The sequence below is a fragment of the Actinobacillus lignieresii genome (assembly GCF_900444945.1).
Classification (GTDB): domain Bacteria; phylum Pseudomonadota; class Gammaproteobacteria; order Enterobacterales; family Pasteurellaceae; genus Actinobacillus; species Actinobacillus lignieresii.
Genome location: NZ_UFRM01000001.1, coordinates 1,648,570 through 1,670,506, shown reverse-complemented (window position 1 = coordinate 1,670,506; position 21,937 = coordinate 1,648,570). Strand labels below are relative to the sequence as shown.

19 protein-coding genes and 1 pseudogene are annotated in these 21,937 nt (G+C 42.3%); 13 read left to right on the top strand and 7 right to left on the bottom strand.

The features are described 5' to 3' along the window. Positions 1 to 56: 56 nt before the first annotated feature. Positions 57 to 516 (bottom strand): annotated as a pseudogene (gene mgsA / locus DY200_RS07720) (methylglyoxal synthase). 132 nt (positions 517 to 648) lie between these two features. Between mgsA and thrC the strand changes: the two are divergent. Further along, positions 649 to 1,929, top strand: a complete 1,281-nt coding sequence (gene thrC / locus DY200_RS07715) for a threonine synthase (protein ID WP_115587577.1) — start codon at positions 649 to 651, stop codon at positions 1,927 to 1,929. Positions 1,930 to 2,010: 81 nt separating this feature from the next. On the opposite strand, the gene DY200_RS07710 is transcribed toward thrC, so the two are convergent. After that, positions 2,011 to 2,586, bottom strand: a complete 576-nt coding sequence (locus DY200_RS07710) for an NAD(P)H-dependent oxidoreductase (RefSeq protein WP_115587576.1) — start codon at positions 2,584 to 2,586, stop codon at positions 2,011 to 2,013. A 198-nt stretch (positions 2,587 to 2,784) separates the two neighbouring features. Here DY200_RS07710 and napF point away from each other — a divergent pair, with 198 nt between their 5' ends. The 7 genes from napF to DY200_RS07675 all read left to right on the top strand — a co-directional run bounded on the left by napF (position 2,785) and on the right by DY200_RS07675 (position 9,154). Beyond that, positions 2,785 to 3,315, top strand: coding sequence for a ferredoxin-type protein NapF (napF, locus tag DY200_RS07705; protein WP_005602070.1), 531 nt, complete (start codon positions 2,785 to 2,787; stop codon positions 3,313 to 3,315). Positions 3,316 to 3,317: 2 nt separating this feature from the next. After that, positions 3,318 to 3,587, top strand: a complete 270-nt coding sequence (locus DY200_RS07700; protein ID WP_115587574.1) for a chaperone NapD — start codon at positions 3,318 to 3,320, stop codon at positions 3,585 to 3,587. Positions 3,588 to 3,618: 31 nt separating this feature from the next. Beyond that, positions 3,619 to 6,102 carry a nitrate reductase catalytic subunit NapA gene (napA, locus tag DY200_RS07695; protein WP_115587572.1) on the top strand — a complete coding sequence of 828 codons (2,484 nt, stop codon included), beginning with the start codon at positions 3,619 to 3,621 and terminating at the stop codon, positions 6,100 to 6,102. 186 nt (positions 6,103 to 6,288) lie between these two features. Continuing rightward, on the top strand, positions 6,289 to 7,194 hold the full coding sequence (gene napG, locus DY200_RS07690) for a ferredoxin-type protein NapG (protein ID WP_115587571.1): 906 nt from the start codon (positions 6,289 to 6,291) through the stop codon (positions 7,192 to 7,194). Further along, positions 7,194 to 8,087: a quinol dehydrogenase ferredoxin subunit NapH gene (gene napH, locus DY200_RS07685; RefSeq protein WP_115587569.1), complete on the top strand. Its 894-nt coding sequence runs from the start codon at positions 7,194 to 7,196 to the stop codon at positions 8,085 to 8,087. The genes napG and napH overlap by 1 nt, the downstream gene beginning before the upstream one ends. A gap of 18 nt (positions 8,088 to 8,105) precedes the next feature. Then, positions 8,106 to 8,528: a nitrate reductase cytochrome c-type subunit gene (locus DY200_RS07680; RefSeq protein WP_005598639.1), complete on the top strand. Its 423-nt coding sequence runs from the start codon at positions 8,106 to 8,108 to the stop codon at positions 8,526 to 8,528. Positions 8,529 to 8,539: 11 nt separating this feature from the next. Then, positions 8,540 to 9,154 (top strand): cytochrome c3 family protein, encoded by a 615-nt coding sequence (locus DY200_RS07675; RefSeq protein ID WP_115587567.1) that lies wholly within the window; start codon positions 8,540 to 8,542, stop codon positions 9,152 to 9,154. 284 nt (positions 9,155 to 9,438) lie between these two features. On the opposite strand, the gene yidC is transcribed toward DY200_RS07675, so the two are convergent. From yidC to ydiJ, 3 genes are all read right to left on the bottom strand, one after another. Then, positions 9,439 to 11,067, bottom strand: a complete 1,629-nt coding sequence (yidC, locus tag DY200_RS07670; RefSeq protein ID WP_115587566.1) for a membrane protein insertase YidC — start codon at positions 11,065 to 11,067, stop codon at positions 9,439 to 9,441. A 162-nt stretch (positions 11,068 to 11,229) separates the two neighbouring features. Further along, positions 11,230 to 11,649, bottom strand: a complete 420-nt coding sequence (locus tag DY200_RS07665; protein WP_115587564.1) for a hotdog fold thioesterase — start codon at positions 11,647 to 11,649, stop codon at positions 11,230 to 11,232. A gap of 246 nt (positions 11,650 to 11,895) precedes the next feature. Continuing rightward, a complete protein-coding gene (gene ydiJ / locus DY200_RS07660; RefSeq protein ID WP_115587563.1) occupies positions 11,896 to 14,985 on the bottom strand; it encodes a D-2-hydroxyglutarate dehydrogenase YdiJ in 3,090 nt (1,029 codons plus the stop codon). Between the two features lie 423 nt (positions 14,986 to 15,408). Here ydiJ and ompA point away from each other — a divergent pair, with 423 nt between their 5' ends. The 4 genes from ompA to mglC all read left to right on the top strand — a co-directional run bounded on the left by ompA (position 15,409) and on the right by mglC (position 20,372). After that, positions 15,409 to 16,536, top strand: a complete 1,128-nt coding sequence (gene ompA, locus DY200_RS07655) for a porin OmpA (RefSeq protein WP_115587561.1) — start codon at positions 15,409 to 15,411, stop codon at positions 16,534 to 16,536. Positions 16,537 to 16,790: 254 nt separating this feature from the next. Then, positions 16,791 to 17,783, top strand: a complete 993-nt coding sequence (gene mglB / locus DY200_RS07650; protein ID WP_005598626.1) for a galactose/glucose ABC transporter substrate-binding protein MglB — start codon at positions 16,791 to 16,793, stop codon at positions 17,781 to 17,783. A gap of 62 nt (positions 17,784 to 17,845) precedes the next feature. Further along, complete coding sequence (gene mglA / locus DY200_RS07645) at positions 17,846 to 19,345, top strand: galactose/methyl galactoside ABC transporter ATP-binding protein MglA (protein ID WP_005612959.1); 1,500 nt, start codon at positions 17,846 to 17,848, stop codon at positions 19,343 to 19,345. 16 nt (positions 19,346 to 19,361) lie between these two features. Beyond that, the gene (mglC, locus tag DY200_RS07640; protein ID WP_009875517.1) at positions 19,362 to 20,372 is read left to right on the top strand and encodes a galactose/methyl galactoside ABC transporter permease MglC; all 1,011 of its coding nucleotides are present in this window, start codon (positions 19,362 to 19,364) and stop codon (positions 20,370 to 20,372) included. Between the two features lie 70 nt (positions 20,373 to 20,442). On the opposite strand, the gene DY200_RS07635 is transcribed toward mglC, so the two are convergent. Then, entirely contained in the window at positions 20,443 to 20,868 is a 426-nt protein-coding gene (locus DY200_RS07635; protein WP_115587559.1) for a PACE efflux transporter, read from the bottom strand. A gap of 41 nt (positions 20,869 to 20,909) precedes the next feature. Next, positions 20,910 to 21,251: a YMGG-like glycine zipper-containing protein gene (locus DY200_RS07630; RefSeq protein WP_005598617.1), complete on the bottom strand. Its 342-nt coding sequence runs from the start codon at positions 21,249 to 21,251 to the stop codon at positions 20,910 to 20,912. A 219-nt stretch (positions 21,252 to 21,470) separates the two neighbouring features. Here DY200_RS07630 and DY200_RS07625 point away from each other — a divergent pair, with 219 nt between their 5' ends. Beyond that, the gene (locus DY200_RS07625) at positions 21,471 to 21,884 is read left to right on the top strand and encodes a hypothetical protein (protein ID WP_009875516.1); all 414 of its coding nucleotides are present in this window, start codon (positions 21,471 to 21,473) and stop codon (positions 21,882 to 21,884) included. The last annotated feature ends 53 nt before the right edge of the window (positions 21,885 to 21,937 follow it).

The following is a 21,937-nucleotide window of genomic DNA, read 5'->3' as shown; positions in this document are numbered from 1 at the left end:
ATTTTTGCAAATTTTAAAGCAAATCCGACCGCTTGAACAAGAGCAAAGCGAACGGTTTAAGCTAAACGTTCGGCGAGATAACCGTCGTAATCCGGTACGTTAATTCCGATTTCCTGATCGAATAGTGCGGCACTGAGCAGGAAATTGGCACTGGTTTCGTTGATCGCTACCGGAATGTTCCAAACCGTCGCAATACGCATTAACGCTTTGACATCCGGATCGTGCGGTGCGGCGTTCATCGGATCCCAAAAGAAAATCAGCATATCGATTTTTTTTCTCTGCAATCAGTCCGCCTAACTGTTGATCGCCGCCCATCGGACCGCTTAATAACGCTTGGATGTTTAAACCGCTTTCACGAGCTAACAGATGTCTGGTCGTACCGGTTGCATATAAGGTATGCGGCGTTAAACTCGCTTTGTGTTGTAGCGTCCATTGAATCAGACTTTGTTTACAACTGTCGTGCGCCACTAAAGCAATGCTTTTTCGAGCGGATATTTTTCGAATTGTTGTTTTCATAGCAGGTTTCCTTTTTGTAAAAATTTGCGCAAATAATACCGCTTATTTACGCCTTTTGCATTGACTAACTAAGGATAATAGCTAGAATCTGACAAATCACTCTTAATACTTAATAATAAAGGACTTTTCCTAATGAACTTATACAACATCAAACACCCCGAAGAACAAGTTAATTTCGCACAAGGCGTGCGCCAAGGTTTAGGTAAGGATCAGGGGTTATTTTTCCCTGAAGTGTTACCGAAATTTGACGATATTGATGCTTTACTGGATTTACCTTTAGTTGAGCGTAGTCAGAAAATTCTTGCAGCACTGATTGGTGACGAACTTCCGCAAGAAACAGTAAATGCAATGGTAAAAAACGCATTTACTTTCTCGGCACCATTAGCAAAAGTGAATGACGATATTTTTGCACTTGAGCTGTTCCACGGCCCGACATTGGCGTTTAAAGACTTCGGCGGTCGTTTTATGGCGCAAGCACTGGCAAGCGTGCGTGGTAACGGCAAAATCACCATTTTAACCGCAACCTCAGGCGACACCGGTGCGGCGGTAGCGCACGCATTCTATGGTTTAGAAAATATCAATGTAGTGATCCTTTATCCGAAAGGCAAAATCAGCCCGTTACAAGAAAAATTATTCTGTACCTTAGGCGGTAACATTCGTACCGTTGCGATTGAATCGGATTTTGACGCTTGCCAAGCGTTAGTAAAACAAGCGTTTGACGATGCTGAATTACGTCAAGCGATCGGCTTAAATTCTGCAAACTCAATCAATATCAGCCGTTTATTAGCGCAAGTTTGTTATTACTTTGAAGCGGTAGCGCAATTACCGAAAGCAAAACGTGCCGACGTCGTAGTTTCGGTACCAAGCGGTAACTTCGGTAACTTAACCGCTGGTTTAATCGCAAAAACGCTAGGTTTACCAATCAAACGTTTTATCGCTTCAACTAATGCGAACGATACCGTGCCACGTTATTTAAAATCAGGTAAATGGGAACCGAACGCAACGGTAGCAACGCTTTCAAACGCAATGGACGTAAGCCGACCGAACAACTGGCCGCGCGTGGAAGAATTATTTAAACGCAACGGCTGGGCGCTAACCGATTTAGGTTCGGCTGCATTAAATGATGCAGAAACCGAAGCGGCATTAAAAGCACAATATGCTGAAGGTTACTTATGCGAACCGCACGGTGCGATCGCTTACCAAGTGTTAAAAGATCAGCTTCAAGCGGGCGAAACCGGTATTTTCCTCTGCACCGCTCACCCGGCAAAATTCAAAGAAAGCGTAGAACGTATTCTTAACATCGAATTACCACTACCGGAAGCATTGGATAAACATAACAAAATGGAATTATTATCCGACACTATGCCGGCGGATTTCGCCAAATTACGTGAGTATTTGTTAGCGGGTAACTAATTTAAATTGCGAAAACAAGCGGTTGATTTTGAGGAAAGATTTACAAATTTCCTATTAAAATCAACCGCTTTCATTTTTATATTATCTCAACATTTCTCTGCAATTCTGCTCAACTTGTTGCAAAATGGCGGCATAATCGGTTTCTTTTAAACCGACGTCACCTAAATAGTGCATTTTTACATTTTCAATACCGCAGAAGCTAAACAATCCGTTGCCGAGCGTATCGTCAAGCGATTTTAAGAAACCTTTGCCCGCATATTTCTGATTGCTGTTGCCCATGGTGACAAACTGTTGCATTTTCTTGCCTTTTAATAAACCGATACTTTCGGTTTCGCCATTGGTGTAGGCGAAGCCGTAGGTCAGCACTCGGTCTAAATAGCCTTTTAAAATTGCCGGAAAACCCATCCACCAAAGCGGATAAATAAAAGTGATGACATCGGCTTGTTGCCAATATTGATGTTCGGTTTGGATTTGTGCCGCATATTTACCGGTGAGGCTGTCTTGGAATTCTTGCCAAGCCAAATTCGGATGAATATTTAAACTGTATAAATCACGTACAGTAACTTGATGATCGGAACTTGCCCGAACGGCTTGTTGAAGTATCGCACGGTTAAAACTTTGCGGGTTAGGATGGGCGTAAATAATCAGATGATTCATAACATTTCTCAGCTAAATAATAACGGTTCTTAATTATCCTCGAAATCCGTCTTTACATACAAAACTTCCCTTAATTATTCTTTGATAATAATCAATCTTTCCTTCGGTTCTTAGGCAAATACCTCGTTGGAGTGATGAAAGCGGATCAGTAAAAACCGATAATATTCATTATTTAGTTTTCTTTGCCGTAGGTGTGTTTTGTCCGAGTTCAGCCAACAATCTTTACCTCGACGTAGTTTCTTACGCGGTCATTTTTTAAATGCGTTACAAACCGAGCAGGTAAGGCAGCAAGGACATCATGCGATTCGCCCGCCTTGGACAAATCTTGCAGATTTTTATGAAAAATGCACCGCTTGCGATAATTGCATATCCGCCTGTGAAACACAAATTATTGTGAAAGGGGCGGGCGGTTATCCCGAGATTGATTTTAGTCGCGGCGAATGCACTTTTTGTGAAGCTTGTGTGAAAAGTTGTGAGTCGGATGTGTTTTTGGCTACAACGGAAGAAGCATGGCGGCATAAGGTCGAAATTAAAGAAAACTGCTTATTAAAACAGCGGGTTGAATGTAGAAGTTGCGGAGACGGTTGTGAAAGCAGAGCCATTCGTTTTCGCCCCGCATTGGGTGGCATTGCAACTTTGCAACTGGATTTAACCGCTTGTAACGGTTGTGGCGCTTGCCTATCGGTTTGTCCTACTTCCGCAATATCAATTTTAAGGAATGAACTTTAGCAATGAGTACGGAAAACTTAAACGAAGCGAAAAACTGGTATGTATGTAGCTTAGTCGTTCAAGCAAAACCAGCAAAATTAGCGCAAGTGAAAGCGGACATTCTTACCATTCCGTTTGCAGAAATTCACGGTGAGAAAGCCGAGGAAGGCAAACTGGTAGTGACACTTGAGAGTGACAGACAGCTTGCTTTAGCCGATTTAATCGATCAGGTAAAGGATATTGACGGTGTGATTGTCGTATCGTTAATTTCCAATTATCTGGATGAACAATAGTTTTAATTTTTTTATAAAAGTGGGAAACATTATGGAACTCAATCGTAGAGATTTTATGAAAGCAAATGCGGCGATGGCTGCGGCTGCTGCGGCAGGAATGACGATTCCTGTAAAAAATGTTTATGCTGCTGATGACGGTATTAGATGGGATAAAGCACCATGCCGTTTCTGCGGTACGGGTTGTAGCGTACTGGTCGGTACCAAAGACGGCCGCGTAGTTGCGACCCAAGGTGACCCGGATGCGGAAGTAAACCGCGGTTTAAACTGTATTAAAGGTTACTTCTTATCAAAAATTATGTACGGCGCAGACCGTGTACAAACGCCTTTATTACGTATGAAAGACGGTAAATTCCATAAAGAAGGCGATTTTACCCCGGTTTCTTGGGATCAGGCTTTCACCATTATGGCGGAGAAAGTAAAAGACATTCTGAAGAAAAAAGAACCGAATTCGGTCGGTATGTTCTCATCAGGTCAAACTACTATTTTTGAAGGTTATGCGAAAGTTAAACTTTGGAAAGGCGGTTTACGTTCTAACACTATCGACCCGAATGCGCGTCACTGTATGGCGTCTGCGGCGGTAGCCTTTATGCGTACTTTCGGTATGGATGAACCGATGGGCTGCTATAACGATATTGAGAAAACCGATGCGTTCGTGCTTTGGGGTTCGAATATGGCGGAAATGCACCCGATTTTATGGAGCCGTATTTCCGATCGCCGTTTATCGGACGATAAAGTGAAAGTGGTGGTAATGTCCACATTTGAACACCGTTCGTTTGAATTGGCGGATACGCCGATTATTTTTAAACCGCATTCGGATTTAGCGATTCTTAACTATATCGCCAACTACATTATCCAAAACGATAAAGTAAACTGGGATTTCGTTAATAAACATACCAAATTCAAACGCGGCGAAACGGATATCGGTTACGGTTTACGTCCGGATCACCCTCGTCAAAAAGCGGCGAAAAATGCGAAGACCGCCGGCAAAATGTATGATTCCGATTTCGAAGAATTTAAGAAAATCGTTGAGCCTTATACATTAGAAAAAGCGCACGAAATTTCCGGCGTGCCGAAAGATCAGTTGGAAACGCTTGCGAAAATGTATGCGGATCCGAAACAAACGTTAGTGTCTTTCTGGACTATGGGCTTTAACCAACATACTCGAGGCGTATGGGTAAACCAAATGGTTTATAACGTGCATTTACTTACCGGTAAAATTTCAATTCCGGGTTGCGGTCCGTTCTCATTAACCGGTCAGCCGTCAGCTTGCGGTACGGCGCGTGAAGTGGGTACTTTCGTACATCGTTTACCGGCGGATATGGTGGTAACCAACCCGAAACACGTTGAAATCGTAGAAAAATCTTGGAAATTACCGAAAGGTACGATTCCGACCGTACCGGGCTATTCCGCAGTAATGCAAAGCCGTATGTTAAAAGACGGTAAACTTAACTTCTTATGGCAACTTTGTACCAATAATATGCAAGGCGGTCCGAATATTAATGAAGAAACTTTCCCGGGTTGGCGTAATCCAGAAAACTTTATCGTGGTTTCCGACCCTTATCCGTCAGTTTCTGCGGTCGCGGCGGACTTAATCCTTCCGACTTGTATGTGGGTGGAAAAAGAAGGTGCTTACGGTAATGCGGAACGTCGTACCCAATTCTGGCGTCAGCAAGTGAAAGGTCCGGGCGAGTCAAAATCAGACTTATGGCAAATCGTTGAATTCTCTAAATACTTCAAAACCGACGAAGTATGGGATGAAGCGTTACTTGCACAAATGCCGGAATATCGCGGTAAAACTCTCTACGAAGTGCTGTATAAAAACGGTCAAGTGGATAAATTCGATACGCCGACTAACATACCGGGTTATATCAATGATGAAGCGGAACACTTCGGCTACTACTTACAAAAAGGTTTATTTGAAGAATATGCGGCATTCGGTCGCGGTCATGGACATGACTTAGCCGACTTTGATACTTACCATCAAGTGCGCGGTTTACGTTGGCCGGTAGTGGACGGTAAAGAAACCTTATGGCGTTACCGTGAAGGCTTCGACCCGTACGTCAAAGCGGGTGAAGGCGTGTCGTTCTACGGCTATCCGGATAAGAAAGCGATTATCTTAGGCGTACCTTACGAAGAGCCAGCGGAAAGTCCGGACGAAGAGTACGATTTATGGTTATGTACCGGTCGTGTTCTTGAACATTGGCATACAGGTACGATGACACGTCGTGTACCGGAATTACACCGTTCGTTCCCGAATAACCTTTGCTGGATGCATCCGGACGATGCTAAAGCTCGCGGGTTACGTCACGGTGATAAAGTGAAATTAATTACCCGTCGCGGTGAAATTGTTACTCACTTGGATACACGCGGTCGTAATAAATGTCCGAAAGGCTTAATTTATACCACCTTCTTCGATGCGGGACAGTTAGCCAATAAATTAACTTTAGATGCAACCGATCCGATTTCAGGTGAGACCGACTACAAAAAATGTGCGGTTAAAGTGGTTAAGGCTTAATGAGACATTTTACTCTCTCCCTTTATGGGAGAGAGACAGGCTAACGAAACGTTTAGTGAGTTAGCCAGAGAGAGGGTAAGCGGTTAAATTTAATATGAATTTCCCCTCTCCCTGATAAAAATTGCCTTACGCAATTTTTATCTGTCCCTCTCCCGCAAGGGGCGAGGGTAAGATAAGGATACTACTATGAAACTTGACCCGAATCGTCGCCAATTTTTGAAAAATGCGACCAGAACCGCAGTCGGTATTTGTGGTGTCGGAGTGATCTTAGGATTGCAACAGCACCAAGCAAACGCCAAAGAAGGTGTTGCTTTGCGACCGCCGGGTGCATTACCGGAAAAGGATTTCTTAGCCTCTTGTACGCGTTGCGGACAATGCGTACAAGCCTGTCCGTACGATATGCTGCATTTGGCAAGTTTACTTTCGCCGATGGAAGCGGGGACTCCGTATTTTATTGCGCGAGACAAACCTTGTGAAATGTGCGTGGATATTCCTTGTATGAATGCTTGCCCTAGCGGAGCGTTAAGCGAGGAATTAACCGATATTAACGATGCTCGTATGGGATTGGCGGTATTACTCGACCATGAAACTTGTTTGAACTGGCAAGGTTTACGTTGTGACGTATGTTATCGAGTATGTCCGCTTATCGATAAAGCGATTACGCTGGAAGAAGTACCGAATACGCGTACGCATATTCATGCGAAGTTAATTCCGACCGTTCATTCCGATGCTTGTACCGGTTGCGGTAAATGCGAACAATCGTGCGTATTGGAAGAAGCGGCGATTAAAGTGTTACCGATGGACTTAGCTAAAGGCTTATTGGGACGTCACTATCGTTTAGGCTGGCAAGAGAAACAAAATGCCGGTAAAGCGTTGTTGGAAGAACAGCATCCGGACGGCTTACGCCCGGCAATGGATGCGCGTGTACCGGAAGGTATGAACGAGCCGACTTATCAATTTATGAAAGTACAGCCGAACCAAAAAGTTGCGACGCCGAATCGTGCGACTTATGACTACGTACCGAGTTCGACTACCGTACCTGAAGCGGAACATTTCCCTAATTTAGATTTAAATATCAAGGGGGTTAAATAATGGCTGAAGTAAAATTTACCCCGAATAAACCGCAACACGCCGGTTTAGAGGCTCGACAAAAATTAGGTTGGTGGAGAGCGTATCGATTTTTAATCTTACGTCGTATCAGCCAACTAAGCATTATTTTGATGTTTTTGAGCGGGCCGTTTTGGAATGTTTGGATTCTAAAAGGTAATTACAGCGGCAGTATGTTGTTCGACGTGATTCCGATGAGCGATCCGCTGATTACGGCGGAAAGTCTGGCTACCGGTTATTTACCGGAATGGACGACGATTTTAGGTGCGTTAATCGTTGTAGCGTTTTATGCCGTTGTGGCAAGTAAAGCGTTCTGCGGTTGGGTTTGTCCGATGAATATGGTCACGGATACCGCAGCTTGGTTACGTAGAAAACTCGGTATTCGCCAAAGTGCTAAAATCCCGCGTAATTTACGTTATGCGATTTTAGCGATGATTTTGGTCGGTAGTGCGATTTCCGGCACATTATTGTGGGAATGGATCAATCCGGTAGCCGCGCTCGGTCGAGTTTTTGTATTCGGATTAGGCGCAACGCTTTGGTTGGTCGCAGTGGTCTTCTTGTTCGATTTACTGATTGTGGAACACGGTTGGTGCGGACATCTTTGTCCGATTGGTGCGACTTATGCGCTGATTGGCGCAAAAAGCGTGATCAAAGTAAATGTGGTGGATCGCGCTCGTTGCGACCGTTGTATGGACTGCTACAACGTTTGCCCTGAACCGCAAGTATTAAGAGTGCCGTTACACGGTAAACAGGAAGACAGTACGATAGTTCTTTCAAAAGATTGCATTAGCTGCGGACGCTGTATAGATGTTTGTCCGGAAAATGTTTTTGCCTTTGGAACACGTTTTCAAGGCAGTATCGAAGTAAAAAATGTATAAATCATGGAGTGAACCAAAATGAGAAAATATCTCGCTCTTATCCTTACTGCAATTACAGGTTTTGCAGTAGCGGAAACACAAAATTTATCGCTGGATAAATTACCGGAAAATGTGGCGCCGGCTTATACCAACCCGCATAAAGATATCGGTAACATTCCGGTGACTTTCCCTCATCAACCGCCGCTTGTTCCGCATAGTATTCGTGGTTTACAAGTAACTAAAAATACCAACCAATGTTTAGGTTGCCATGCACCGGAAGTATCAAGTACAACAGGTGCGCCTCGTGTGCCTAAAACGCATTTTATGGATCGCGACGGTAAATTGACGGAAGGAACCTCTCCGCGTCGTTACTTCTGTTTACAATGCCACGTACAACAAACGGATGTAAATCCGATTATTCAAAATAAATTTGAAACGATTCGTCAAATGCAAGGTAAATAAGGAGCAACATAATGATTAAGAAATTTTGGAATTGGTTCCGTACGCCTAGCAAAATGGCGGCAGGCGCATTAATCCTTATCTCCGCAATCGGAGGGATTTTAGCTTGGGGCGGTTTTAACAAAGGCTTGGAATATACTAATACCGAACAATTCTGTTCGGATTGTCATATGAATGACGTTGTACCCGAATATCGTGCTTCCGCCCACTATTCAAACCGTAGCGGGGTGAAAGCGATTTGTTCGGACTGTCACGTGCCACACGAATTTATTGATAAATGGAAACGTAAAATTATCGCTTCAAAAGAAGTTTACGCACACTTTACCGGTAAAGTGGATACGAAAGAAAAATTTGAAGCGCATCGTTTAGAAATGGCGGAACGCGAGTGGGCGCGTATGAAAGCTAACGATTCTCAAGAGTGCCGTAACTGTCATAACTTTGAGGATATGGATTTCACTCAACAGAAAACCGTAGCACAACAAATGCACGCAATGGCGCAAGATCAGGGTAAAACTTGTATCGATTGTCACAAAGGTATCGCACACAATCTTCCTCATATGGAAAAAGTACAAAAAACCTTTATTCCTGAAGATATGATTCAGAAAGAACAAAAAACCGAAGCTAAATAGTTTAAAAACTAAGTCGGAATAACAAGTTAAGGATCGAGTTTAAGATATATAAAACTCGGTCCTTTTTTATTGGCGATTAAAAGATAATTTTACTCGAAGCAGTGATAGACTCGCTCTTTAATTAATCCGTTACGGATAGTATATTTGCTTATCTTCTTTATCTTTATAAGAGCTTATAGGGCGGTCTTATAGACTATTTGCTACCGACTTAAAGGCATAAAAAATCCGCACGCTAAAAGGAATAATTCCGATTCGGCGTACGGATTTTTTAAATATTATCTCGTTTATTTTTTACGAGAATGTAAGCCTTTCTTCTCAAGATTACGATAGATTAACCATTGTTGAACAATCGTAATAATGTTTGAGGTTAGCCAGTAAAGTACTAAGCCTGACGGGAACCATAAGAAGAACACGGTAAACATAACCGGCATAAAGGTCATTACTTTTTGTTGTACCGGATCGGTTACCGGACTAGGGGACATTTTTTGTAACAAGAACATCGACGCACCCATTAATAACGGAAGGATGTAGTACGGGTCTTGTGCCGATAAGTCTTGAATCCAACCGAAGAACGGTGCGTGACGAAGTTCTACCGCTTCCATAAAGGTCCAATATAATGCGATGAAAATCGGCATTTGGATAAGAATCGGTAAACAACCGCCCATCGGGTTCACTTTTTCTTCTTTATAGAGTTTCATCATCTCTTGGCTCATACGCTGACGATCATCACCGAAACGCTCGCGCATCTCTTGAATTTTCGGCTGTAACATACGCATTCTTGCCATTGAGGTATATTGCGCTTTGGTTAATGGATAAAGAATGGTTTTAACCACAATGGTAACCCCGATAATCGCTAAACCCCAGTTTGTCACGATGCTTTGGATGAAAGTCAGTAACGCAAATAACGGTTTCGCAATAAACCACGCCCAACCGTAATCTACGGTTAAATCAAGGTTTGCTGCGGTCGCTTCCATTTCTTTTTGGTCTTTCGGACCGGTCCATAATTGGCTGGTAATCGTCGCTTCGCTATTCGGTGCGATAGTTGTTACCGGGCCGCGATAACCGATGGTCGCAATGCCGTTATTGGTACGAGAGTAAATCGTATTTTCCGCATCTTGATTCGGTACCCAAGCGGAAACGAAATAGTGTTGTAATAACGCAACCCAACCCGCTTTCGTATTAATATCGAGGTTAGCTTTCTCCATATCTTGGAAACTATATTTTTTATAGTTTGTTTCGGCTGAAGAATACGCACCGCCGGTATAAGTCGGCATAGTTAAGCTGCCCGAACTTTCCAATAAAGTATGTTTGATTTGACCGTAAGGCTGAACTTCAACGCTTGCTGAGGTTTGGTTTTTTACATTGAAATTCACTGCAACGTCATAGCTACCGCGTTTTAACACGAATGTTTTAGTGTAAAGTACGCCGTCTTTCTCAAACGTCATCGGCACGCTCATTTCATTTTGACCTTCCGCTAAAACGAACGTATCTTGTGCAACTTGGTATTGCGGACGACCTGCGTTGGTATCAATGCCGTTTTTACCGACTAAACCGCTTTGCGCAACATAAGTGGTTGCGCCGGTTTGTAATAATTTGAACGGGGTTTCGGAGTTTAATTCCGCATTATGCGCCAATAAATCCGAAGCAATCACATCTCCGCCTAAAGTGTCGATGGTTAAACGTAATACATCACTTTCAAGCGTGACGGTTTTACCTTGGGTTGCATTCTCCGCAATAACGGTATTTGCGTTAGATGCCGCAGGCACATCGCCTGATTGTGATGCAACTTGAGCTTGTTGTTGTGCTTGTTTTTGCGCTTGAATTTCAGGATTAAAATCCTGTTGCCATTGCGTAAAAATCAAGAAAGACACTAATAACAACCCCATTACCAGTAAACTACGATTTGAATTCATATTGAGTTTCTCTTGGGTTAAGGACAGATAAAAAGAAAGGCATTTTATAATAGGTTGGCACTAGATCCAACCGCCTTTTGCGAATAGCGGTCGGATTTAGCAAGAATTTTGCAAAAACTTGACCAAATTCGACCGCTTGCAGGATAGGATATTAACGTTTATCTAAGCTAAGGTTTTGGTTGAAAGACGAGCCACGGCGCAAAGGTTGCCTTGTTCGTCTTTAATCTCGATATTCCACACTTGAACTTCTCGCCCTAATTTAAGCGGATTGGCACAGGCAATCGCTTTTGTGCCGACCGGCACCGATTTTAAATGACTGATATTCAGTTCCATTCCGACCGCAATTTGATGCGCTTCACACACCATTAACGCACCGGCATTGGCGGTAGTTTCCGCTAAAGCGGCTGACACGCCGCCATGCAATACGCCGAACGGTTGTTGAGTACGCTCGTCCACCATAAGTTGCGCTTCAATCCAATCTTCACCGATTGCGGTAAATTCGATACCTAAGTGTGCTACCGCCGATTTTTGGCTAAGTGCGTTTAATTGTTCACAAGTTGCTGTTTGCTTCCAAATAGTCATTATGTTTCCTTTATGAAAAATCTTTCCCAGTACTCTTTATAGAAGAAAAAGTTTTGTTAAATATAATCACTCTCTCCTCTTGTGGGAGAGAGACAGCGAAAAATTACGTTAGGTAATTTTTTGCAGAGAGAGGGGAAAATACGCCTAGTTTTTCCACGATTCCCCCTCTCCCTGATTTTTCTTCTGAACGAAGAAAAATCTATCCCTCTACCACAAGGGGTGAGGGATATACAGAAGATTTAAAATCTACACCACCTCAAGCAATGCCTGAATCGGGTGTTTAACCGAATAATGCTCAAAACGCTTTACTTGCGAACGGCAGGAATAGCCGGTCGCAAGACAACGCTCAAGCAGTTTATTTTTCAATTTAATTTGCCACGATTGCTGATAAATCGCTTTCGACATTTCAAGGTGTTTGGTTTCGTGTCCGAACGTACCCGCCATGCCGCAACAACCGACATTTTCATTCACTAGCTGTTCACCGAAATGAGAGAAAATCGCTTGCCACTCTTTCTGCGCATTCGGCAATTCGGTCGTTTCGGTACAGTGTGCGAATAAATACCAGCTCAAGCGGTCTGAATTTACTGATTTTTTGCAATGTTCCAGTTCACCGGCTTGAATCACATCTCGTAGCCATTCGTGAGCCAGTTGCACTTTGAAATCGCCACGCGCTGCTTTTAAGATATCACGATATTCGTCACGGTAAACTAAGGTCAGAGCAGGATCTACCGCCACCATCGGTAAGCCGAGTTGAGCGACACGATTGAGAAATTCCGCCTGATTGCGTGCAGTTTTAGCAAACTTGTTTAAAAAACCCTTAATATGTTGCGCCTTACCGCTCGGTTTAAACGGTAGCACCACTGGGCGGAAACCAAGTTTTTGCAGCAATCGAACAAAATCCGCCACTACTTTCGCATCATAGAACGAAGTGAACGGGTCTTGCACCACTAGCACGGTTTTGCAAAATTCCGCTGATTTTTGACCGCTTGCTTGTGCTTCCAAAGTCTCTAAAGTCACGCCCTGATAACCAATCTCAACTAACTGTTGCTGCAAGTTCGGTACGGAGAGCACCGGTAAATAAGTCATTCCGATCGTTTTGTTCGCCACCGTTTCCGCTAATTTTGAACGACTGAAAAAGTTAAAAAACTTCGGTGCTTTCGCCATCATCGGCGCAACAAATTCAATATTGGAAACCAGATAATCTTTTGCCGGACGCAAATAACGGCTATGGTACAGCTCATTAAACTGCGATCTAAACGTCGGCACGTCAATTTTGATCGGGCATTGGCTGGCACAGGCTTTACACGCAAGGCAAGTATCCATTGCCGCTTTTACTTCATGCGAAAAATCGTATTCTTTCTGTTTATTCAGCGTGTTGCGAATTTTTGCAACAAAATCAGTTAATTTGACCGCTTGTTTACGCGGTTTGAAGATCAAATCGTCTGGTGATACGTTTTGTTCGGCAAGCAATCTGAGCCATTCTCGAATCAAAGTCGCACGCCCTTTCGGCGAATAAAGGCGGTTACCCGATACTTTCATTGACGGACACATCGTACTATGTACATCAAAGTTAAAACACAAGCCGTTGCCGTTACAGTTCATTGCCCCTTTAAATTCTTCACGCACTTGGATTGGAATTTGGCGATCAAAATCGGCACGCATTGATGAGTCGATCGGGTAAAGTACCGAATTGCTCTCCAACGGTGTACAGATTTTGCCCGGATTCAAGCGGTTTTGCGGGTCAAACAACTGTTTGATATAACGTAATTCTCGCCATAATTTTTCGCCAAAGAATTTCTCGCCATACACCGAACGCATACCTTTGCCGTGTTCTCCCCAAATCAAACCGCCATATTTTGCGGTAAGTTCAACCACTTGATCGGAAATCGCCTTAAATTTTTTTACTTGCGCGCGGTCAGTTAAATCTAATGCGGGGCGAACGTGTAGCACACCGGCATCCACGTGACCAAACATGCCGTATTCCAAACCGTGATCATCTAATAATTGGCGGAACTCGGCGATGTAATCGGCAAGATTTTCAGGGGGAACACAAGTGTCTTCCACAAACGCAATCGGCTTCTCCCAGCCTTTAGCATTACCCAATAAACCGACTGCTTTTTTACGCATCGCATAAATTTTTTCGATCGAGGCAATATCGTTGCAAATTTGATAGCCAATAATACCGCTGGTTGAGTCAGTCAATTTTTCATTTAACGCTTTAATTAGGCCAGCCACTTGTTGTTCGATTAATGTCTGATCGCTGCCGGCATATTCCACAATATTAATGCCAAGAATCGGGTTATTCGGATCTTCGGTCAATAAATCAGACACCGAATGCCAAATAATGTCCTGTTTAGCCAAATTCAGTACTTTAGAATCGATTGTTTCAACCGACAGCGCATTGGCTTTCAGCATAAACGGCGCAGAACGCAATGCCGCATCAAACGAATTATATTTAATGTTAATTAAGGTACGGAATTTCGGCAGCGGCAGTAAATTGAGCTTCGCCTCGCAAATAAATGCAAGCGAGCCTTCCGAGCCGGTTAAAATGCGAGTCAGATTGAATTCGCTCTCGTCTGCGTTAAATACATTTTTTAAGTCGTAACCGGTTAAAAAGCGATTGAGTTGCGGCAACTCGGCAAGTACGGTCGGACGTAACTCACGACAACGGCTAAAAATTTCACGATGTAGCTGTTTACCGGTAGCAGTTAAATTCAAGCGGTCGATTTCTGCAAAAAAATCGCAAGATTTAACCGCTTGTGTTTCTAACACTTCGCCGTTCATTAATACCGATTTGATCGCTAAAATATGATCGGAGGTTTTGCCGTATTGGAGCGAGCCTTGTCCGGAAGCATCTGTATTAATCATACCGCCTAGAGTGGCACGGTTGCTAGTGGAGAGTTCCGGCGAGAAAAACAAACCGTGCGGTTTTAAAAATTGGTTAAGCTGATCTTTTACCACACCGGCTTGTACCCGCACCCAGCGTTCTTCTACATTTAATTCGAGGATTTGATTTAGATGGCGAGAGAGATCGACAATAATATTATTATTCAGAGATTGTCCGTTCGTACCCGTGCCACCGCCTCGCGGGGTAAATGTCAGATGTTGGAAGTGAGGGCGTTGCGCCAGCTTGGTAAGAATCACCACATCCGAAACCGATTTAGGAAATAAAATCGCTTGCGGTAACTGTTGATAAACGCTGTTATCGGTAGCTAAAGAAAGACGATCCGCGTAACTGGAGGCAATATCGCCGTTAAAATGTTGTTGTTTGAGCTCCTCAAGAAAATGAATTACCGTCGGATTTAAAGCAGGGATTTTGGATAGTTGTGGTAGCATATTTTATTCTTCTTATCGAGAAAAAGTAAATTCGAGTAATACGGATATTAACAAGATTTATCCGTATTGAAAATGAAACTGAAAAAAGAATATTTGAAATAATACTTATTATAAATTGGTTAAAAAATAGACTTTTCTATACATTTTATTACATTTTTACATTGTTATAGTTCTTGATTTTATAAATTCGAACTCGGATAATAATAAGAATTCTTGCTCGTTTGAATTAGAAGAACAAGAATGTGATATTAGGAACGGAAGACTAACGTCATAATATTATTGTGATTTCGGTTTTTTATCCTAGATAATTAACTCTCTTTTTTCTCTAGTGAGACGAGAGCATTAAATCAAAACTTTGGTGCCACAAGCGGTGCTGAAGTGATTTTGTTTTATTAATCGATGACAATTTAGAGGATCATCAAAATGAAAAAATCATTAGTTGCTTTAGCAGTATTATCGGCTGCAGCAGTAGCTCAAGCAGCTCCACAACAAAATACTTTCTACGCAGGTGCGAAAGTGGGTTGGGCGTCATTCCACGAAGGCGTTCGTCAATTTAATCATAAATATGAAGGTGATCAGCGTTATCCAACATCACCGACAGCTTTAGGCATTAATCGTAACTCAGTAACTTACGGCGTATTCGGCGGTTACCAAATCTTAAACCAAAACAACTTCGGTTTAGCAACTGAATTAGGTTACGACTACTACGGTCGTGTTCGTGGTAATGATGGCGATACACGCGCATTTAAACATTCTGCGCACGGTTTAAATTTAGCGTTAAAACCAAGCTACGAAGTATTACCTAACTTAGACGTTTACGGTAAAGTAGGTGTTGCGGTTGTTCGTAACGATTATAAATTCTACGGCAAAAAAAGTAGTGAAGATTTATTAGCAGGTAATAAATACCATAAATTAAAAGCATCTACTATTTTAGGTGCGGGTGTTGAGTATGCGATTCTTCCTGAATTAGCGGCACGTATCGAATACCAATACTTAAATAAAGTAGGTAATTTAAATAAAGCTGTTGAACGTACAGGTAATGGTGCAAAAAACCCAGTTGATCAATATGCTCCGGATATCCACTCTGTAACTGCAGGTTTATCATACCGTTTCGGTCAAGGCGCAGCTCCGGTTGAAGCGGCACCTGAAATGGTTACTAAAAACTTCGCATTCAGCTCAGACGTTTTATTTGATTTCGGTAAATCAAGCTTAAAACCGGCTGCAGCGACAGCTTTAGATGCGGCTAACGCTGAAATCGCTAACTTAGGTTTAGCAACTCCTGCTATCCAAGTAAACGGTTACACAGACCGTATCGGTAAAGAAGCTTCAAACTTAAAACTTTCACAACGTCGTGCGGAAACAGTAGCTAACTACTTAGTTTCTAAAGGTCAAAACCCTGCAAACGTAACTGCAGTAGGTTACGGTGAAGCAAACCCAGTAACCGGCGCAACATGTGACGCGGTTAAAGGTCGTAAAGCGTTAATCGCTTGCTTAGCACCGGATCGTCGTGTTGAAGTTCAAGTACAAGGTGCTAAAAACGTAACTATGTAATATAGTGAGTTTTATTAACTTAAATATATAAAAGAGCCGAATTTCGTTTATACGGAGTTCGGTTTTTTTATTGATAACATCCCTCCATACGAAGCGAAATTCCATAATTACTTTGTGACTTTTGATTTGTTCACTTCATTTTTTTAGATTTGTGAAAATGATCACAGTATTTTATTCATAAATTTAGTATCCTTATTATGTAATCACTTATATTAAGTGAATCTCTAAATCATTTGGATCTTGAGGATAACTCTATGAAAAAAACAGTATTAAGTACATTGGCATTATCAATTGCATTAGGTGCGGGTATTAGCACAGCACAAGCCGAAACACGTATCGGTGTGACAATCTATAAATACGACGATAACTTTATGGCGTTAATGCGTAAAGAAATCGACAAAGAAGCAAGTCAATTCAAAGATGTGAAGTTATTAATGAATGACTCGCAAAACACTCAATCCATTCAAAACGACCAAGTGGACGTATTGCTTTCTAAAGGCGTAAAAGCGTTAGCAATCAACCTAGTGGACCCTTCAGCGTCAAAAACTATTATCGATAAAGCGAAAGGTGAAGATTTACCAATCGTATTCTTCAATAAAGATCCGGGTGAGAAAGCGATTGCCAGCTATGACAAGGCTTACTATGTAGGTACCGACCCGAAAGAATCCGGTTTAATCCAAGGCGACTTAATCGCTAAACAATGGAAAGCGAATCCGGCGTTAGACTTAAATAAAGACGGTAAAGTGCAATATGCGTTATTAAAAGGCGAACCGGGTCACCCTGATGCGGAAGCGCGTACTAAATACGTAGTGGAAGGCTTAGCGGCACAAGGTATCCAAAGCGAACAAATCTTTATGGATGCGGCATTGTGGGATGCGGCACAAGCGAAAGATAAAGTGGACGCTTGGTTATCAAGCGGTAAAGCGAAAGATATTGAAGTGATTATCTCGAATAACGACGGTATGGCGTTAGGTGCGTTAGAAGCAACTAAAGCACACGGTCGTAAATTACCGATTTTTGGTGTGGACGCATTACCTGAAGCATTACAATTAGTCAAAAAAGGCGAATTAGCCGGTACGGTATTAAATGACGGTGCGGGTCAAGGTAAAGCGGTAGTACAATTAGCGGCTAACCTTGCTGAAGGTAAAGCGGCAGGCGAAGGCACTAATTGGAAAATTGAGAACCGTGTGGTACGTATCCCTTACGTTGGCGTAGATAAAGATAATTTAGAAAAATTCTTAAAATAATTGACTCGATAAGGCACGAGTAGGCTACTCGTGCCTTTTTTATCGGTATTATGGAGTGAGATATGACAAGTGAAGTACTGCTCACAATGACAAATGTTAGTAAGTCTTTCCCCGGCGTAAAAGCGTTGGATAAAGCTAACTTAACCGTAAAATCCCATAGCGTACACGCCTTAATGGGCGAAAACGGCGCGGGTAAATCCACCCTGCTCAAATGCTTATTCGGGATTTATGCCAAAGATGAAGGCGAAATTTTATTTTTAGGCAAACCGGTAAATTTTAAAACTTCAAAAGAAGCGCTCGAAAACGGGATTTCGATGGTTCACCAAGAATTGAACCTGGTAAAACAAGTAAGCGTCATGGATAACCTTTGGCTTGGACGTTATCCGTTAAAAGGCCCGTTTGTCGATCACGATAAAATGTATCGTGACACCAAAGCGATTTTTGATGAATTGGATATTGATGTTGATCCGCGTGAAAAAGTCGCGAAATTATCCGTATCGCAAATGCAGATGATTGAAATCGCTAAAGCGTTCTCCTACAACGCTAAAATTGTGATTATGGATGAACCGACTTCTTCGCTTTCCGAAAAAGAAGTCGAACATTTATTTAAAATCATCCAAAAATTAAAAGATCGCGGCTGCGGCATTATTTATATCTCGCACAAAATGGATGAGATCTTCAAAATTTGTGACGAAATTACTATCTTGCGTGACGGTAAATGGGTTAATACGGTGGCGATTAAAGATACCTCGATGGAACAAATCGTTTCGATGATGGTAGGCCGTGAACTGACCCAACGTTTCCCGGAAAAAACCAATACGCCGAAAGAAACCGTATTAGTCGTGGAACACCTGACCGCTAAAAACCAACCGTCGATTCAAGACGTGAGTTTTGAACTACGTAAAGGCGAGGTATTGGGGATCGCCGGTTTAGTCGGTGCGAAACGTACCGATATTGTCGAAACCATTTTCGGGGTGCGTGAAAAAGCGGGCGGTACTATTACGTTAAACGGCAAAGCGGTAAATAATCGCAATGCGTTTGAAGCGATTAATAACGGTTTTGCCTTAGTAACTGAAGAACGTCGTTCAACCGGTATTTACGCAAACCTTAGTATCGAATTTAACTCGTTGATTTCAAATATGAAATCTTATTTAGGTAAGTTCGGCTTACTCAGCAATAAAAAAATGAAAAGCGATACCCAGTGGGTAATTGATGCGATGAATGTAAAAACGCCGTCTCATCAAACCAGTATCGGTTCGCTTTCCGGCGGTAACCAACAAAAAGTGATTATCGGGCGTTGGTTATTAACTCAACCGGAAATCTTAATGTTGGACGAACCGACCCGAGGTATTGATATCGGTGCCAAATTCGAGATTTACCAATTAATTCTCGATTTAGCCAATAAAGATAAAGGTATTATTATGATTTCGTCCGAAATGCCGGAATTATTAGGGGTTACCGACCGAATTTTAGTGATGAGTAACGGGAAAGTAGCGGGCATTGTTGAAACCGCTAAAACTTCTCAAGAAGAAATCTTGCAGCTCGCTGCAAAATATTTATAAAAGCAAGGAGTGAAGTATGTCCGCTTTAAAACAAAATCGCACGATGGATTTTTTTAAGCAAAATGCGATTTATTTTGTATTATTAATTTTATTAATCATTATTATCGTACAAGACCCGAGTTTCTTAAGTTTACGTAACTTCAGTAACATTTTATCGCAATCTTCCGTACGTTTAATTATCGCACTAGGGGTTGCCGGTTTAATCGTCACGCAAGGTACCGACTTATCCGCCGGTCGTCAGGTGGGGTTGGCAGCGGTAATTACCGCAACCTTAATGCAATCTATGGAAAATATGAACCGCGTGTTCCCGAATTTAGCTGAAATTCCGATTCCGGTTGTGATTCTTGCCGTGTGTGCCATTGGTGCGGTTATCGGCTTATTAAACGGTTTTGTGATTGCTTACCTAAACGTTACGCCGTTTATCGCTACTATGGGTACGATGATTATCGTTTACGGTATTAACTCGCTTTATTATGATGCGGTGGGCGGTTCACCGATTGCCGGTTTTAGCGATAGTTTCTCAACTTTCGCTCAAGGTTTCTTCCGCTTCGGCGATTTTAAACTGTCTTACATCACCATTTATGCCATTATCGCCACCTTAATTATGTGGACGCTTTGGAATAAAACCCGTTTCGGTAAAAATATTTTTGCGATCGGTGGTAACCCGGAAGCGGCTCGTGTTTCAGGGGTAAACGTCCCGCTTAACCTAATGGGTATTTATATGTTATCCGGCGTGTTTTATGCATTCGGCGGTATGTTAGAAGCAGGTCGTATCGGTTCGGCAACCAATAACCTCGGTTTTATGTATGAAATGGATGCGATCGCGGCTTGTGTGGTGGGCGGCGTGTCATTTGCCGGCGGTGTCGGTACCATTATCGGTGTGGTGACCGGGGTAATTATCTTTACCGTAATTAACTACGGTTTAACCTATATCGGTGTGAATCCATATTGGCAATACATTATTAAAGGCGGCATTATCGTGCTTGCGGTAGCGATTGACTCGCTTAAATACGCGAAGAAAAAATAAATAGTTGTCCTTGTCCAAGCGGTGCTTTTTGCAAGATTTTTTGCAAATCGTACCGCTTTTTTATTGCCGTTTAAGCTGTTTTACGTGCAATCAGCCAAGCTCGGATATGATCATAAAGCAGATTAAAGAAGAAAGTATAAACCACAACAAACAGCGTCATACCGATGTCCGTCACAAATGCCGTCCACCAGTCCACGCTCAGTATGTAAGCGACTAAAGGCACGGTGAAAATCAGTAAGCCGCCTTCAAAAGCCAACGTATGAAAAATACGTAATACCGTACTTCTTGTTTCTCGAGGAGCGGTGAAAAAACGGTCGAATATCGCATTAAAAAGCATATTCCAAAATACGGCTACTAAGGATATCGAAACGATAGTGCCGGTCAGTAGTCCCGTTTGGTGTGATGTCAGTAAACTCATACCGATGAGAGTAAAAAGAATTGCGAAGGTTTCAAATAATAACGCATGTAAAAGGCGTTCTAAACGACTCATCGGCATAGTGATTTCTTAGATATATCGGACGAAGAGTCCCATTTTACCTAATGACGATGTTTATGGCGACCTTTGTGCCATCCGTTATCATAATATCGGTGTAAATTTCGTCCTTTTTTGTGATATTTACGTCGGTCGTCGCGATGTATTTTTCTATATTTGTGATGACGGTTATCGTTTTCCAGTTTGCCGGCATTCCATTGACTGCCTACCACTCCGCCTAATGCCGCACCTGCAACCGTAGAGGGAATATCGTTACCCATTACCGCACCCGCAACACCGCCGATAACCGCTCCGACGGCGGTATCATGCTGAGAACGGGTTAAGGCATGTCCGGAAAGGGATACGGATAATGAGGCGACAGCTAAAATCTTTGTAATTAATTTCATATATACTCCAAATGATTCGTGATCAATAGATAGGATTATCTTGTGTGACAAGCTGTCTATCGCCAAGTTCGATAGTTCATATCGAAACAATTGCGTTTATTTGTCACTTGTCGAGATTTTGAATCGAAAGAAGAGCTTGTTATAAAATATTTTTATATTAAGATTCACGCTTAAAATAGCGTTTAGAAGAATCATCATGAATACAACTAAGGAGTATGTATGCTAAGCCGCCAATCCGCTATTCAAGGATTTATATTAGCCGGAATTTATAATTTAGTCGGTATTTTAGGTTTTACTCAATTCTTTACCGATCGAACCTTGATGGAAAACGACCCTATTGTGTTTTCATGGTTAGGGCAAATTGCGATTATTTTATGGGGATTAGCTTACCTATCGGTTGCTCGCTCGTTTTGGAAAGTACCTTATTTGGTCGTGGTCTTTTGTTTGGAAAAAATGCTATATGCCGGCGCATGGTTATATTGGTTGGCGACGACCCCGGAGAAATTGGACGTATTAGCGGGTCAATCGATGTTGATGTTTTGCTTTTTCGCCAGTTACGGTTTCGGCGATTTTCTTTTCGGTTTATTTTTTCTGATTGCAGCGGTCAATTCTTTTAAAGGGCGTTATCATTAAATAATGGAATTTGACTAATTGTGCTAAAAATGTGATCTTGTTCACACTTATGT

Coding starts and splice junctions, on each gene's coding strand:
- DY200_RS07635 (WP_115587559.1), bottom strand. CDS start 20,868: ATGCCGATGAGTCGTTTAGAACGCCTTTTACATGCGTTATTATTTGAA.
- DY200_RS07630 (WP_005598617.1), bottom strand. CDS start 21,251: ATGAAATTAATTACAAAGATTTTAGCTGTCGCCTCATTATCCGTATCC.
- napG (WP_115587571.1), top strand. CDS start 6,289: ATGAAACTTGACCCGAATCGTCGCCAATTTTTGAAAAATGCGACCAGA.
- napH (WP_115587569.1), top strand. CDS start 7,194: ATGGCTGAAGTAAAATTTACCCCGAATAAACCGCAACACGCCGGTTTA.
- mglB (WP_005598626.1), top strand. CDS start 16,791: ATGAAAAAAACAGTATTAAGTACATTGGCATTATCAATTGCATTAGGT.
- DY200_RS07710 (WP_115587576.1), bottom strand. CDS start 2,586: ATGAATCATCTGATTATTTACGCCCATCCTAACCCGCAAAGTTTTAAC.
- DY200_RS07700 (WP_115587574.1), top strand. CDS start 3,318: ATGAGTACGGAAAACTTAAACGAAGCGAAAAACTGGTATGTATGTAGC.
- napA (WP_115587572.1), top strand. CDS start 3,619: ATGGAACTCAATCGTAGAGATTTTATGAAAGCAAATGCGGCGATGGCT.
- DY200_RS07675 (WP_115587567.1), top strand. CDS start 8,540: ATGATTAAGAAATTTTGGAATTGGTTCCGTACGCCTAGCAAAATGGCG.
- thrC (WP_115587577.1), top strand. CDS start 649: ATGAACTTATACAACATCAAACACCCCGAAGAACAAGTTAATTTCGCA.
- mglA (WP_005612959.1), top strand. CDS start 17,846: ATGACAAGTGAAGTACTGCTCACAATGACAAATGTTAGTAAGTCTTTC.
- ompA (WP_115587561.1), top strand. CDS start 15,409: ATGAAAAAATCATTAGTTGCTTTAGCAGTATTATCGGCTGCAGCAGTA.
- ydiJ (WP_115587563.1), bottom strand. CDS start 14,985: ATGCTACCACAACTATCCAAAATCCCTGCTTTAAATCCGACGGTAATT.
- mglC (WP_009875517.1), top strand. CDS start 19,362: ATGTCCGCTTTAAAACAAAATCGCACGATGGATTTTTTTAAGCAAAAT.
- DY200_RS07625 (WP_009875516.1), top strand. CDS start 21,471: ATGCTAAGCCGCCAATCCGCTATTCAAGGATTTATATTAGCCGGAATT.
- DY200_RS07680 (WP_005598639.1), top strand. CDS start 8,106: ATGAGAAAATATCTCGCTCTTATCCTTACTGCAATTACAGGTTTTGCA.
- yidC (WP_115587566.1), bottom strand. CDS start 11,067: ATGAATTCAAATCGTAGTTTACTGGTAATGGGGTTGTTATTAGTGTCT.
- DY200_RS07665 (WP_115587564.1), bottom strand. CDS start 11,649: ATGACTATTTGGAAGCAAACAGCAACTTGTGAACAATTAAACGCACTT.